The sequence below is a fragment of the Streptomyces sp. BHT-5-2 genome, from assembly GCF_019774615.1.
In the GTDB taxonomy this organism is placed as follows: Bacteria; Actinomycetota; Actinomycetes; order Streptomycetales; family Streptomycetaceae; genus Streptomyces.
The window spans coordinates 1,800,161-1,812,810 of record NZ_CP081497.1; the positions used below are offsets into that span (position 1 = coordinate 1,800,161).

The 12,650-nt window shown below is 74.3% G+C and carries 12 protein-coding genes; 6 read left to right on the top strand and 6 right to left on the bottom strand.

The features are described 5' to 3' along the window. Nucleotides 1-2: 2 nt before the first annotated feature. The gene (locus tag K2224_RS35695) at nucleotides 3-689 is read right to left on the bottom strand and encodes an ABC transporter ATP-binding protein (protein WP_221911253.1); all 687 of its coding nucleotides are present in this window, start codon (nucleotides 687-689) and stop codon (nucleotides 3-5) included. Beyond that, complete coding sequence (locus K2224_RS35700) at nucleotides 686-1,765, bottom strand: ABC transporter permease (RefSeq protein ID WP_221912162.1); 1,080 nt, start codon at nucleotides 1,763-1,765, stop codon at nucleotides 686-688. The genes K2224_RS35695 and K2224_RS35700 overlap by 4 nt, the downstream gene beginning before the upstream one ends. Before the next feature lie 203 nt (nucleotides 1,766-1,968). Here K2224_RS35700 and K2224_RS35705 point away from each other — a divergent pair, with 203 nt between their 5' ends. From K2224_RS35705 to msrB, 4 genes are all read left to right on the top strand, one after another. Next, nucleotides 1,969-3,222, top strand: a complete 1,254-nt coding sequence (locus K2224_RS35705) for a sensor histidine kinase (RefSeq protein WP_221911254.1) — start codon at nucleotides 1,969-1,971, stop codon at nucleotides 3,220-3,222. Next, complete coding sequence (locus tag K2224_RS35710) at nucleotides 3,219-3,878, top strand: response regulator transcription factor (RefSeq protein WP_221911255.1); 660 nt, start codon at nucleotides 3,219-3,221, stop codon at nucleotides 3,876-3,878. Before K2224_RS35705 ends, K2224_RS35710 begins: the two co-directional genes overlap by 4 nt. A gap of 153 nt (nucleotides 3,879-4,031) precedes the next feature. Next, complete coding sequence (gene murC, locus K2224_RS35715; RefSeq protein WP_221911256.1) at nucleotides 4,032-5,435, top strand: UDP-N-acetylmuramate--L-alanine ligase; 1,404 nt, start codon at nucleotides 4,032-4,034, stop codon at nucleotides 5,433-5,435. 17 nt (nucleotides 5,436-5,452) lie between these two features. Beyond that, entirely contained in the window at nucleotides 5,453-5,860 is a 408-nt protein-coding gene (msrB, locus tag K2224_RS35720) for a peptide-methionine (R)-S-oxide reductase MsrB (protein WP_221911257.1), read from the top strand. A gap of 93 nt (nucleotides 5,861-5,953) precedes the next feature. Here msrB and K2224_RS35725 read toward each other — a convergent pair whose 3' ends face one another. The 4 genes from K2224_RS35725 to K2224_RS35740 all read right to left on the bottom strand — a co-directional run bounded on the left by K2224_RS35725 (nucleotide 5,954) and on the right by K2224_RS35740 (nucleotide 10,176). Then, on the bottom strand, nucleotides 5,954-6,616 hold the full coding sequence (locus K2224_RS35725) for a hypothetical protein (RefSeq protein ID WP_221912317.1): 663 nt from the start codon (nucleotides 6,614-6,616) through the stop codon (nucleotides 5,954-5,956). 276 nt (nucleotides 6,617-6,892) lie between these two features. Next, on the bottom strand, nucleotides 6,893-7,558 hold the full coding sequence (locus tag K2224_RS35730) for a 4'-phosphopantetheinyl transferase (protein WP_221911258.1): 666 nt from the start codon (nucleotides 7,556-7,558) through the stop codon (nucleotides 6,893-6,895). Beyond that, nucleotides 7,555-8,472 carry a metallophosphoesterase gene (locus K2224_RS35735; RefSeq protein ID WP_221911259.1) on the bottom strand — a complete coding sequence of 306 codons (918 nt, stop codon included), beginning with the start codon at nucleotides 8,470-8,472 and terminating at the stop codon, nucleotides 7,555-7,557. The genes K2224_RS35730 and K2224_RS35735 overlap by 4 nt, the downstream gene beginning before the upstream one ends. Nucleotides 8,473-8,589: 117 nt before the next feature. Beyond that, on the bottom strand, nucleotides 8,590-10,176 hold the full coding sequence (locus K2224_RS35740; RefSeq protein ID WP_221911260.1) for a PucR family transcriptional regulator: 1,587 nt from the start codon (nucleotides 10,174-10,176) through the stop codon (nucleotides 8,590-8,592). Between the two features lie 146 nt (nucleotides 10,177-10,322). Here K2224_RS35740 and K2224_RS35745 point away from each other — a divergent pair, with 146 nt between their 5' ends. Continuing rightward, nucleotides 10,323-11,810 carry a cytosine permease gene (locus tag K2224_RS35745; RefSeq protein WP_221911261.1) on the top strand — a complete coding sequence of 496 codons (1,488 nt, stop codon included), beginning with the start codon at nucleotides 10,323-10,325 and terminating at the stop codon, nucleotides 11,808-11,810. A gap of 170 nt (nucleotides 11,811-11,980) precedes the next feature. Beyond that, nucleotides 11,981-12,514, top strand: a complete 534-nt coding sequence (locus K2224_RS35750; protein ID WP_221911262.1) for a type 1 glutamine amidotransferase domain-containing protein — start codon at nucleotides 11,981-11,983, stop codon at nucleotides 12,512-12,514. The last annotated feature ends 136 nt before the right edge of the window (nucleotides 12,515-12,650 follow it).

Sequence of the window (12,650 nt, forward strand, 5' to 3'; positions counted from 1 at the left end):
GCTCACACGCCGGCACCCGCCCCCGAGGTCAGCCGGCCGTCCATGACCTCCGCCACCGCGTCCACCGCGTCCAGGTGGGAGCGGTCGTGGGTGACCAGCACCGTCGCGGTGCCGCGCTCGTGGGTGAGCGAGGTCAGCAGGGCGAGGACCGCGGCGCCCCGCTCCTGGTCCAGCGCGCTGGTCGGCTCGTCGACCAGCAGCACCGCGGGCTCGTTCATCAGCGCCCGGGCGATGTTGACCCGCTGCCGCTGGCCGCCCGAGAGCTGGTGCGGCCGCCGGTCCGCCTGCTCCGCCAGGCCCACCGCCGCCAGCAGCTCCCGCGCCCGGGCCCGCGCCGTACGGGGCGGGCGGCCGTCCAGATGGGCCATCACCTGGAGCTGCTCGGCCGCCGTCAGCGCCGGCAGCAGGTTCGGCTGCTGGAAGACCGTCCCGATGGTGGTCCGGCGCAGCGCCGTCAGCTCGGCGCGGCTCAGGCCCGCGGTGTCCCGGCCGGCGACCACCACCCGGCCCCGGTCCGGCCGGATCAGCGTCGCGGCGACCGCCAGCAGGCTGGACTTGCCGGACCCGGACGGTCCGACGACCGCCGTCAGGCTGCCCGCCGGCACGGTCAGCGAGACCGCGTCCAGCGCGGTCAGCCGGGTGTCGCCGTCGGGGTAGGTGAGGGTGACATCGGTCAGTTCGAGGCTCATCGGGCACTTCCCAGGGCGGTCAGCGGGTCGACGGAGGTGATGCGGCGGATGGACAGCGCGGCGCCCACGGCACCCAGCGCGATCATGACCAGGGCCGGGACGAGCACGGTGGACGGGTCGAGGACGAAGGGCACGGTCCCGCCCACGGCGGCGCCCACCCCTGCCGCCACCGCTGTCCCCAGGGCGGTGCCGGCCACCAGCAGGACGACGGCCTGGCCGAGGGCGTCCCGCAACAGATAGCGGGTCGAGGCGCCGAGCGCCTTGAGGACCGCGACGTCGCCGCTGCGCTGGATCGTCCAGACCGTGAAGAACGCCCCGATGACCAGCGCGGAGATCGCGAACAGGAAGCCGCGCATCAGCTGCAGCGAGCCGTTCTCGGCGCTGTAGGAACCGATCGCCGCCAGGGCGTCCGCGGCGGCCACCGTACGGGTGCCCAGCCGCCGGTCCGCGGCGGCCAGACCGTCCGTCCCGGTGGTGGACAGGGCGAGCACCGTCGCGCCCCCGGAGTCCCCGCCGCCGGACAGCCGGTGCCAGTCGTCCAGGGAGGTCCACACCACCGGGGTGTGGCTGTACATCGCGGCCCCGGACACCGCCGTCACGGCGAGCTTCCGGCCGCCCAGCGCGACCCGGTCGCCGGTCCGCGCCCCGAGCTTGTCGGCGGCCTTCTCCGACAGCACCACCGTGCCGTCGGCGGCCGGGCCCGCGGACGGCGCCAGGTGCGACCCGGGCCGCACCCCGAACACCGACACCGCCGCCGATCTCCCGTCGGCCCCCTCGGCCTTGGTGGTGGCGATCCCCAGCGGGTCCGCGTCGCGCACACCGGGCACCCGGGCCCACTCCCGCACCGTCCGCTCCGGCAGCCGGGAGTCGGTGAACGACGGCTTGCCGTCCCCGGCGGGGGCGGCGAAGACCAGGCGGTCGGCGGGGAGCGCGGTGATCGCCGAGGTGTTCTCCCGGCCCAGCCCCGCCGTCAGGCCGGACAGCAGCCCCACCAGCACCGTGATCAATGTGACGACGGTCCCCATCAGGGCGAACCGGCCCTTGGCGAATCTCAGGTCTCTCCAGGCGACGAACACCGGCGCGGCCATCCTCGGAACGGTGCCGGGCCCGCTGCCCGGCGGCTGACCCCCACCGTCGCCCGCCGGAGGGGCGCCGGGCATCGCGCCCAGGTGTGGTTCCCCGCGGCCGAAAGATGCGGTCCGGCCTCCACCTTTGGACGCCCGCGCTCCACCTTTCGATTGATGCCGGCCCCGGTACCGGCCCGTAGCCTGGAGAGGCCGTGACCGAAGAAGCCAGGACCGACCACTCCCTCACCCCCGTCCTGCGCGCGCTCCGCCTGTGCCTCCATCTGATGGTGGCCGCGCTGCTCGCGCTCGCCGCCGTACGCGCGCTGGCCGACGGCGCGCCCGCCGCGCCCGCCGTCCTCGCCACCGCCGTGGTCCTGCTGGCCCTCTACGTCCTCGGGCCCTTCCTGCCCCGGGTGCGCAGCTCCGCCGGCGCCGCCGCGCTCTGGCTCGCCGCGGTGGCCGCCGTCTGGCTGGTGCTGCTGGCGCTCACCCCGGACGGCGTCTGGCTGGCCTTCCCGCTCTTCTTCGTCCAGCTGCACCTGCTGCCGCTGCGCGCGGCGCTGCCCGCCGTCGCGGCCAGCACGGCGCTCGCCGTCGCCGGCTTCGCCTGGCACACCGGCGCCGTCACGGTCGGCACGGTCATCGGCCCCGTCCTGGGCGCCGCGGTCGCGGTCGCCGTCGTCCTCGGCTACCAGGCCCTCTACCGGGAGAGCGAGCAGCGCCGCCGCCTCATCGAGGAGCTCACCGCGGCCCGCAGCGAACTGGCCGCTGCGGAACGGGCAGCCGGCGTCCTCGCCGAACGGGAGCGGCTGGCCCGCGAGATCCACGACACCCTCGCCCAGGGCCTCTCCAGCATCCAGCTGCTGCTGCGGGCCGCGGAGCGGGCCGTACCGGGGCGGCCGGAGACGGCCCTGGAACACATCCGGCAGGCCCGCACCGCCGCCGTCGACAACCTCGCCGAGGCGCGCCGCTTCGTCCGGGCGCTGAGCCCGCCCGACCTGGAGGCCGGCTCGCTGCCGGCCGCCCTGGAGCGGCTGTGCGCCGCCACCGCCCGCACCTCCGGGCTGGCCGTGCACTGCCAGGTCTCCGGCGCCCCCGCCCCGCTGCCCACCCCGCACGAGGTCGCCCTGCTGCGCATCGCCCAGTCCGCGCTCGCCAACACCGTCCAGCACGCCGCCGCCCGCCGCGTCGAGCTGACCCTGAGCTACATGGACACCGAGGTCGCCCTGGACGTCGTCGACGACGGCGCCGGGTTCGTGCCCGCCGCCGTCCCGCCGCCCGGTTCCGCGGCGGCCGGCGACTCCGGCTTCGGGCTGGCCGCGATGCGGGCCCGGGCCCGCGCCCTCCAGGGCACCCTCGCCGTCGAGTCCGCCCCCGGGGAGGGCACCGCGCTCGCCGTCACCCTGCCCCTCCCCGAGGACCCGTCCGCCGTTCCCGACGAGCCCGACGAAGGGGCCGCCCCGTGACTGCGTCTGCCGCGTCTGCCGCTTCTGCCGCGCCGGTCCGCCTGCTGCTCGCCGACGACCACCCCGTCGTACGGGCCGGGCTGCGCGCCGTCCTGGAGACCGAGCCGGACTTCGAGATCGCCGCCGACGTCCCCAGCGCCGAGGAGGCCGTGGAGCTGGCCGGGCGGCTCGGCGTCGACGTGGTCCTCATGGACCTCCAGTTCGGCGGACGGATGTTGGGCTCGCAGGCCACCGCCGAGATCACCGCCCGCCCCGGTGCGCCCCGCGTGCTGATCCTGACCACCTACGACAGCGACGCCGACATCCTCGCCGCCATCGAGGCCGGCGCCACCGGCTACCTCCTCAAGGACTCCCCTCCGGAGGAGCTGGCCGCCGCGGTGCGGGCCGCCGCGGCCGGGAAGTCCGCGCTCGCCCCCACCGTCGCGCTGCGTCTGATGGACCGGATGCGGACGCCCGCCACCGCGCTCTCCCGCCGCGAGACCGAGGTCCTCCAGCTCGTCGCCGACGGCCTCTCCAACGCGGCGATCAGCAAGCGGCTCTTCCTCAGCCAGGCGACCGTGAAGTCCCACCTTGTCCACATTTACTCAAAGTTGGGTGTCGAATCCCGTACCGCCGCGGTCGCCGCCGCCACCGCGCAGGGCCTGATCCGCCGCTGAGCGGCCCGCCGGGCGCCGGGACGGGCACCCGCGCGGGGCAGCGGACCGCCGCTGTCGGTGCCGGGTGCGAGAATCGTCGGCAGCAGGCCCCACGCGCGGCCGGCACGACCCGTACGACCAGCACGCCCGCTCGACGATCAGGGAGACCCATCCATGGCACCCGCCATCCCAGCCTCGATGGAACGGCCGCACTTCATCGGCATCGGCGGCGCCGGCATGTCGGGCATCGCCAAGATCCTCGCGCAGCGCGGCGCCGAGGTGGCGGGCAGCGACGCCAAGGACTCCGCGACGGCCGGGGCCCTGCGCGAGCTCGGCGCCACCGTCCACATCGGGCACGCCGCCGAGCACCTGGCCGCCGGCGCCACCTGCGTCGTGGTCTCCTCCGCGATCCGCCCGGACAACCCCGAGCTGGCCGCCGCGCAGCAGCGCGGCATCCCCGTCGTCCACCGCTCCGACGCCCTCGCCGCGCTCATGGACGGCCTGCGCCCGATCGCCGTCGCCGGCACCCACGGCAAGACCACCACCACGTCGATGCTCGCCGTCTCCCTCGGCGCCCTCGGCCTCAAGCCGTCGTACGCCATCGGCGGCGACCTCGACGCCCCCGGTTCCAACGCCGAGCACGGCACCGGCCGGATCTTCGTCGCCGAGGCCGACGAGAGCGACCGCAGCTTCCACAAGTACGCCCCCGAGGTCGCCATCGTCCTCAACGTCGAGCTGGACCACCACGCCAACTACGCCTCGATGGACGAGATCTACGCCTCGTTCGAGACCTTCGCCGACCGCATCCGCCCCGGCGGCACCCTGGTCGTCTCCGCCGACCACCCCGGCGCCCGCGAGCTGACCGCCCGCCTTGCCGGCCGCGACGACATCGAGATCGTCACCTACGGCGAGGCCAAGGACGCCGACGTCCGCATCCTCCAGATCACTCCGCACGGCCTGGCCAGCGACGTCACCGTCACCCTCACCAGCGGCAAGATCCTCACCTTCACCGTCTCCGTCCCCGGCCGGCACTACGCGAGCAACGCCGTCGCCGCCCTGGCCGCCGGCGTCGCCCTGGACCTCCCGCCGCACCAGCTCGCCGACGCCCTCGGCAAGTACACCGGCGTCAAGCGCCGCCTCCAGCTCAAGGGCGAGGCAGCCGGCGTCCAGGTCATCGACTCCTACGCCCACCACCCGACGGAGATGACCGCCGACCTGGAGGCCATCCGCAGCGCCACCGAGGAGACCGGCGGCCGGATCCTCGTGGTCTTCCAGCCGCACCTCTACTCCCGCACCCAGGAGCTGGGCACCGAGATGGGCCAGGCGCTGGCCCTCGCCGACGCCTCCGTCGTCCTGGACATCTACCCGGCCCGCGAGGACCCGATCCCCGGCGTCACCAGCGCCCTGATCACCGACGCCGCCCGCGCCGCCGGCGCCCGCGTCACCCCCGAGACCGACAAGAACGCGATCCCGGACCTCGTCGCCGGAATGGCGCGGCCCGGTGACCTTGTTCTCACCATGGGCGCGGGCGATGTGACCGACCTCGGCCCCGCCATCCTGTCCCGCCTGGGCGCATGAGCTGAGGAGGCCCCTCGATGACGTACGAGATCGACAAGCCCGACGAGCAGTGGCGCGCCGAGCTGACCCCGGCTGAATACCACGTCCTGCGCCAGGGCGGCACCGAGCCCGCCTTCGTCGGCGAGTACACCGACAGCAGGACCACCGGCGTCTACTCCTGCCGCGCCTGCGGCGCCGAGCTGTTCCGCTCCGACACCAAGTTCGAGAGCCACTGCGGCTGGCCGTCGTTCTACGACCCCAAGGACACCGCCGCCGTCGAGCTGCTGGAGGACCGCAGCCACGGCATGGTCCGCACCGAGGTCCGCTGCGCCCGATGTGGCTCCCACCTCGGCCATGTCTTCGAGGGCGAGGGCTATCCGACGCCGACCGATCAGCGGTACTGCATCAACTCGATCTCCTTGCGGTTGACGCCCGACGAGGGGTGAGCATGCCGATGCCCGCGCCCTGGTGACAGGGTGCGGGCATCGGGTTCTCACGGCGGTGGAGACGTCCACCGCGGGGCCCTTCGGGCCGGTGCGTTACAGGTGGGCGACGTTGTTGCACCCCATCGACGTGCCGATCCGGACGTGCTGGTCGCCCCGCCGGTCGTGCCACCGGTGCAGCGGCAGCCAGCCGTTCGCGACGCCGACCTCGCCGAACACGTCGACGTTCTTGTCGAACGTCCCGCACGCGGAGCTCTGCCGGACGACGAGGACATGGCCGCCCTCGTGGCGCCCGCGGTTGCTCTGCTGCCGGGGCGCGGTGCGGGGGCTCGCCTGCTGCTGGGGCTGGGGGGCGCTCGGGGCGGCCTGCTGCTGCGGCTGGGCAGGAGCGGGGGCGGGAGCCGCCTGCTGCTGCGGCTGGCCGTTGATGACGGTCGTCTGCTGCCGCATCACGGTGCTGCGGCTCGGCCGGTGCCGGACGATGATGGTGCGGCTCGGCTGCTGCCGCACGATGATGTAGCGGGTCGGCTGCTGGACGACGATGCGGCTGCCGCTCGCCTGGTGGCGGACGGTGCCGCGGGTGGTCTGGTGCCGGATGGTCTCGTGGCTCGCCTGCTGCCGGTGGGTGGTCTGGTGGCCCGGCTTGGGGTGGCCGGAGTGGCCGCCCGCGTCGACGCCGGCGTAGGAGGTACCGGCGCCGAGGAGTCCGACGCTGCCGAGAACGGCTACGACGACGGCAGCCTTGCGAAGCTTGCGCATGTCTTCTCCGAAAATTGACCGGATGCGATCGGATTCGATCAGTAATTGATCGACTTCATACGGTTAGTGGAGGTTAATGGAAAAGACGATGCCGCCGCCCAGGGACGCGCCGAGTCGTCGCGGCGGTCCCTGGCCGCGGCGGCCGGCGCCGCCTGCGACGGCGGGCCGGCCGCTGAACCCCGCTCGGCGGGGCACCGGGGGAGCGCGGGGGCACCAGGAGGGTTCCGTCGGCCGCCGGGGAGTGCCCCGCGCGCCAAGGCGGCCGATGCGGGCCGGTCAGGCCGTGCCCGGCACCGTCACCGCCGTCATCACCAGCCCCGCCCCGATCAGCCACCGGCCGTGGAACGTGTCGAGGCGGCGGCCGTCCACCACCGGGCCCGGCACCAGCAGCCGGGCGGTGAAGGTGGCGTCGGTCGGGTCGAGGGTGAGGCGGGCCTCCTCGAATCCCAGCCAGCGGCCGGTGAGCGGATACCACGCCTTGTAGACGCTCTCCTTGGCGCTGAAGATCAGCCGCGCCCAGTGGATCTCCGGCTGGTGCGCGGTGAGTTGGGAGATCTGGGCGCGCTCCTCGGGGAGCGTCACCAGGTCGACGACCCCGGAGTCCTCGATGGGGGCGTGCGGCTCGGCGTCCACGCCCAGGGAGCGGACGTCTCTGGCCCGGGCCACCGCGGCGCCGCGGTAGCCGGTGCAGTGCGTCATCGCGCCGACGATCCCGTCCGGCCAGCGCGGGGCGCGGCCGGGACCGGGCAGCACCGGCGCCGGGTCGATGCCGAACGCCCCCAGGGCCCGGCGGGCGCAGTTGCGCACCGTCCCGAACTCCCGCTGTCGGTTGGGCACCGCGTTGGCGACCAGCTCGAACTCCTCGGGATACATCTCCGAGACGGGGTCGTCGGCGAACGACTCGGCGCTGGATATCGGCGCGGGCAGCAGCTTCTCGATCATGCGGGCACTCCGGTGGTCGCCAGGGGCAGGATCTGGACCGGGCGGCCGGGGGAGCCGGAGCGGCGCCGCCATTCGCGAGGGTAGCCGAGCGACACCTCCTGGTGGGGCACTCCGTCGCAGACCAGCAACCGCGGGATGTGCAGATGGCCGTAGACGACCGTGGCGGCGCGGAACCGGCGGGGCCAGTCGGCGGTGGCCTCCGTCCCGCACCACAGGGCGAACTCCGGGTACCACAGCGGCCTGGTGGGCTCGCGGACCAGCGGCCAGTGGTTGATCAGGACGGTCGGCAGGTCCTCCGGGAGCGCCGCCAGCCGGGCCTCGGTCTCCGCGACCCGGGCCCGGCACCACGCCTCGCGGGACGGATGGGGGTCGGGGTGCAGGAAGTACTCGTCGGTGCAGACGATCCCGGCCTTCTCGGCGATCTTCAGGGCCTCCTCCTTGGAGGCAGCGCCGGGCATCCGGAAGGAGTAGTCGTAGAGCAGGAAGAGTGGCGCGACGACGACCGGGCCGCCGGTGCCCTCCCAGACGGGATAGGGGTCCTCGGGCGTCACCACCCCCAACTCCCGGCATATCTCCACCAGATGCTCGTAGCGGGCCACCCCGCGCAGCTGCACCGGGTCCTTGGCGGGGGTCCACAGCTCGTGGTTGCCGGGCACCCACACCACCTTGGCGAACCGGCTGCTCAGCAGGCCCAGCGCCCAGCGGATGTCGTCGGTCTGCTCCCCGACGTCGCCGGCCACCAGCAGCCAGTCGTCGTCGGACTCCGGCCGTAACTGCTCGACGACGTCGCGGTTCTCGTCGTACCGGACGTGCAGGTCGCTGACGGCCACCAGCCGGCCCTCGCGCGAGGCGGGGGCCGGCCCGGCGGTGGCGTACTCGGCGCCGGGGGCGAAGGTGCGGATCTCATAGGTCACCTCAGCAGTAAAGACGCTGACCGGGGGAAGAGTGAAGCGCCGCCTGTGATCCGGAGGCGTGCCGGGGATCGGCCGGCGGGGCGGCGGTCCGCCGGCGGGCACCCGTGCGCCCCGGCGTCAACGGCCGCCGGGGGAGCGGCCGCTGCGCCGGATGCGGGTCGCCAGCCACAGGTCGAAGCGGTCGTCGGGGTCGTCGAGGCGGCGCCCGGTGAGGTCCATGGCCTTGTCCAGCCGGTTGCGCACGGTGTGCCGGTGGACGCCGAGCCGGCGGCTGGTGGCGTCCCAGGCGCCACCGGTCTCCAGCCAGGCGGCGAGGGTGGTGATCAGCTCCTCGCCGCCGTCGGCCAGGTCCAGCGGGCCGAGCACGGTGTCGGCGTAACCGTGCAGCGTCCGGCGGTCGCCCAGCTCCAGCAGCAGCCGCGCGGCCTCGCTCTGCCGGGCCTCCGCGGGCGCCCCGGCGGTCCGGCTGACCGCCAGCAGCCCCGTCGCCTGCCGCAGCGACACCCGGACCGCCTCCGGCGCGGTGGCCGGCCCGATGCCGGCCGGGCAGCCCGGCGCGAACCGGCCGAGCACCGTGTGGATGTCCAGTTCCTCGCCGACCACCGCCTCGATCAGCGCCGGCCCGGAACCCGGCCCGCCGGTCACCCGCACCAGCCCGCCGGGCATCGCCAGCGCCAGATCGGCCGCCATCTCCTGGGCCGCGCCCTCCGGCAGCCCGGCCGGCGAGGCGGCGCCGTCCGCACCCCGCGGCCCGGTGGCCGGCGCGGCCTCCACCACGACCGCGCGCACCCGCTCCGCGGACAGCCCCACCGAGGCCAGCATGTCCCGGGCCCGGTCCGCCGCCAGGTCCTCGTCCGCCAGCAGCTCCGACAGCAGCGCCGACCGCCGCCGGCGCTCCGGCTCGTCGCGCAGATGGCGCCGCTCCAGCTCCAGGGAGAGCAACGAGATCAGCCCGGGGACCACCGAGCGGGCGGCGTCGTCCGGCCGGCCGGCGAGCAGCAGCAGACCGCGCAGCCGGCGGGCGCCAAGCGGCTGCACCTCCAGCTGACGGCCGCCGACGGTACTGGTCGCACTGCCCCGCAGCCCCCGCGCGGCAACCCGTTCGACCAGGTCACGGGCCTGCTCCGGCGGCGTCCTGGACTCCTGCCCGGCGGTCGCCAGCTGCCGCCCCAGCGGATCGAGGACCGTGGCACCGACACCGGTGGCCGCCGTCCACTCCGCCAGCATCGGCTGCAGCCCGTCGCTGGTCGCCGCGGCCGCGGTCAGCCGCCGCTGGGTGGCGAACGCCCGTTGCAGCACCTCGCGCTGCTCGGTGGCCCGGGCGTCGAAGACCGCCTTGGTGACCGCGATGAACGGCACCTCGTCCGGCACCGTCAGCAGCGGCAGCCCCGCCTCCCGCGCCGCCGTGACCAGCGGCTCCGGCGCCTCCTGGTACGGCAGCCCCTGCCCCAGCCCGAGCGCCAGAGCGGCCGCGCCGCCCTCGGCCACGTCCCGGACGTAGGCCCGGCAGGCCGCCGGCTCCATCGGCAGCAGCAGCCCGATCGTCATCAGCAGCTCGCCGCCCTGCAGCCACTTCCCCGGGACCAGGAGGTCGGAGACGGTCGCCGCCTCGATGGTGCGGGAGAGCAGCCCGGGCGGCACGTCGTAGGTGAGCGCGAGGTGCAGGCCGGGCCGGGCCAGCAGGTCCGAGATACGCAACGGCATAGACATAGTGTCCACCACATATCTATTGGCTGGACGATCGGGCGATCGAGTACCGGCGGGCGGCCGCCTAGGTTCACACCACCGCGGAAACCGCCGCCCCGCGACGGCCGGCCCGCACACCCTGTCTCCACGCCCGAGGAGTAACCATGGATCCCACGGCACCCCTGGAAGGCACGAGCGGGGGGCGAGGCTCCCGCGTGATCGAGGTCCGCTCCATCGACTACGTCCCCGTCCGCGAACGGCACGGGAAGGTGTGGCACCAGGGCCCCTTCTGGTTCACCGGCAACTTCGTGCTGACCACGATGGTCACCGGCTTCCTCGGCCCGGCCCTCGGCCTGGGCCTGCCCGCCTCCGTGGCCGCCGTCGTCCTCGGCGCCTGCTTCGGCACCTTCTTCATGGCCTTCCACGCCAACCAGGGCCCCCGGATGGGCCTGCCGCAGATGATCCAGTCGCGGGCCCAGTTCGGCATCCGCGGCGCCATCGTCCCGTTCACCGCCGTGGTCTTCGTCTACGTCGGCTTCAACGTCTTCAACGTCGTCCTGGCCGCCCAGGGCCTGCGGACCGTCTTCCCCGGCGGCACCACGCTCTGGTACGTGCTGATCATCGGCGTCGCCATCCTGCTCGCCGTCGTCGGCCACGACCTGCTGCACCTCGTCCAGCGCTGGCTCACCTATGTGCTGATCGCGGTCTTCGGCGTGCTGACCGTCGGCGCGCTGATCCAGCTCGACCCGCACTCCGCGGCCGCCGCCGGGCACGCCGCGCACGGCTCCTGGACGTCCTTCCTGGTCGTCTTCTCCGCCGCGGCCGGCTACCAGATCAGCTACGCCGTCTACGTCTCGGACTACTCCCGCTACCTGCCCCGCGACGTCTCCGCGCGCAAGGTCATCTGGTGGACCTACGCGGGCGCGGCCGGCTCCGCCGCCTGGCTCATGTCGCTGGGTGCCCTGCTCGCCTCGGCGCTGCCGCACCCGGACGCGATCAGCGGCATCCGCCAGGTCGGCAACGCCGTCGTCCCCGGCTTCGGCACCTTCGCGGTGGTCGTCTCCTCCGTCGCCCTGGTCGGCATCATGGCCGTCAACGCCTACGGCGCGATGCTCACCACCACCAGTGCGATCGACGCCTTCCGCGCGGTCAAGCCGACCGTCCGGATCCGGATCGCCGGCATCGTGGCCATCGGCCTGATCGTCTTCACCGTGGCGATGCTGCTCCCGGAGAACTACCTGGAGAGCTTCAACACCTTCGTGCTGATGATGCTCTACTTCCTGATCCCGTGGACGGCGGTCAACCTCGTCGACTTCTACTGGGTCCGGCGCGGCCACTACGCGGTCACCGCCATCTTCGACCCGTCCGGCATCTACGGCCGCTGGTCCTGGCGCGGTATCGCCGCCTACGCCGCGGGCTTCGTCGCGATGATCCCGTTCTTCTCCACGTCCTTCTACACCGGCCCGGTCACCGAGGCGCTGGGCGGCGCGGACCTGTCCTTCGTGCCCGGCCTGCTGGTCGGCGGCGGCCTGTACTACCTGCTGACCCGCAACCTCGACCTGGTGGCGGAGGCGGCGGCGGTCGCCGCGAGCGAGCGCGAGCTGGAGGGCGCCGACCCGGACGGGCCGGCGGCCGTGGCCTCGCCCGCCTGAGCCGCGGGGCGGGGCGGCGCGGTCCGCCCGGGGTCGCCGCGCACCAGCGGATGAGCCGGCCACTTCCGCCCGCTATGGTCGGTCGGTAGGGACACGTTCCGCCGACCGACCGGCGTTCTCCGGCCCCGTCCGGCCATCCGGCCGCCCGGCTGAAGGGAAGTGAGCGCACCATGCAGGTGGCGTTTCTGGTGGCCCCCGAGGGCACCGAGCAGGTCGAGTTGACCAGGCCCTGGCAGGCGGTCACCGCCGCGGGCGGCACCCCCACGCTGGTCTCCACCCGGTCGGGCCGGATCCAGGCGTTCCACCACCTCGACCGGGCCGACAGCTTCCCCGTCGACCGGACCGTGGACGCCGCGTCGGTCGCCGACTTCGACGCCCTGGTCCTTCCCGGGGGCGTGGCCAACCCCGACGCCCTCCGTATGGACAAGGGCGCCGTCTCCTTCACCGCGTCGTTCTTCGAGACCGGCAAACCGGTCGCCGCGATCTGCCACGCCCCCTGGCTCCTGATCGAGGCCGGCGTGGTCCGCGGCCGCACCCTCACCTCCTGGCCCAGCCTGTGCACCGACATCCGCAACGCCGGCGGCACCTGGGTCGACAAGCAGGTCGTCGTCTGCACCCAGGCCGAGAACACCCTCGTCACCAGCCGCAGACCCGGGGACCTGCACGCCTTCTGCAAAACCCTGGTCGAGGAGTTCGCCCGCTGACGGAGTCATGCGGGCGGGGGCACCCGCCCGTGCGTACCGCGGCTACACCTGCCCTTGCGCACCGCGGCCGCGTCCCGTTCCCGCGGATCCGGCGCGGCCGACGGCACCGCCGCGGCCTCTTTCGGAGTGGCTGTTG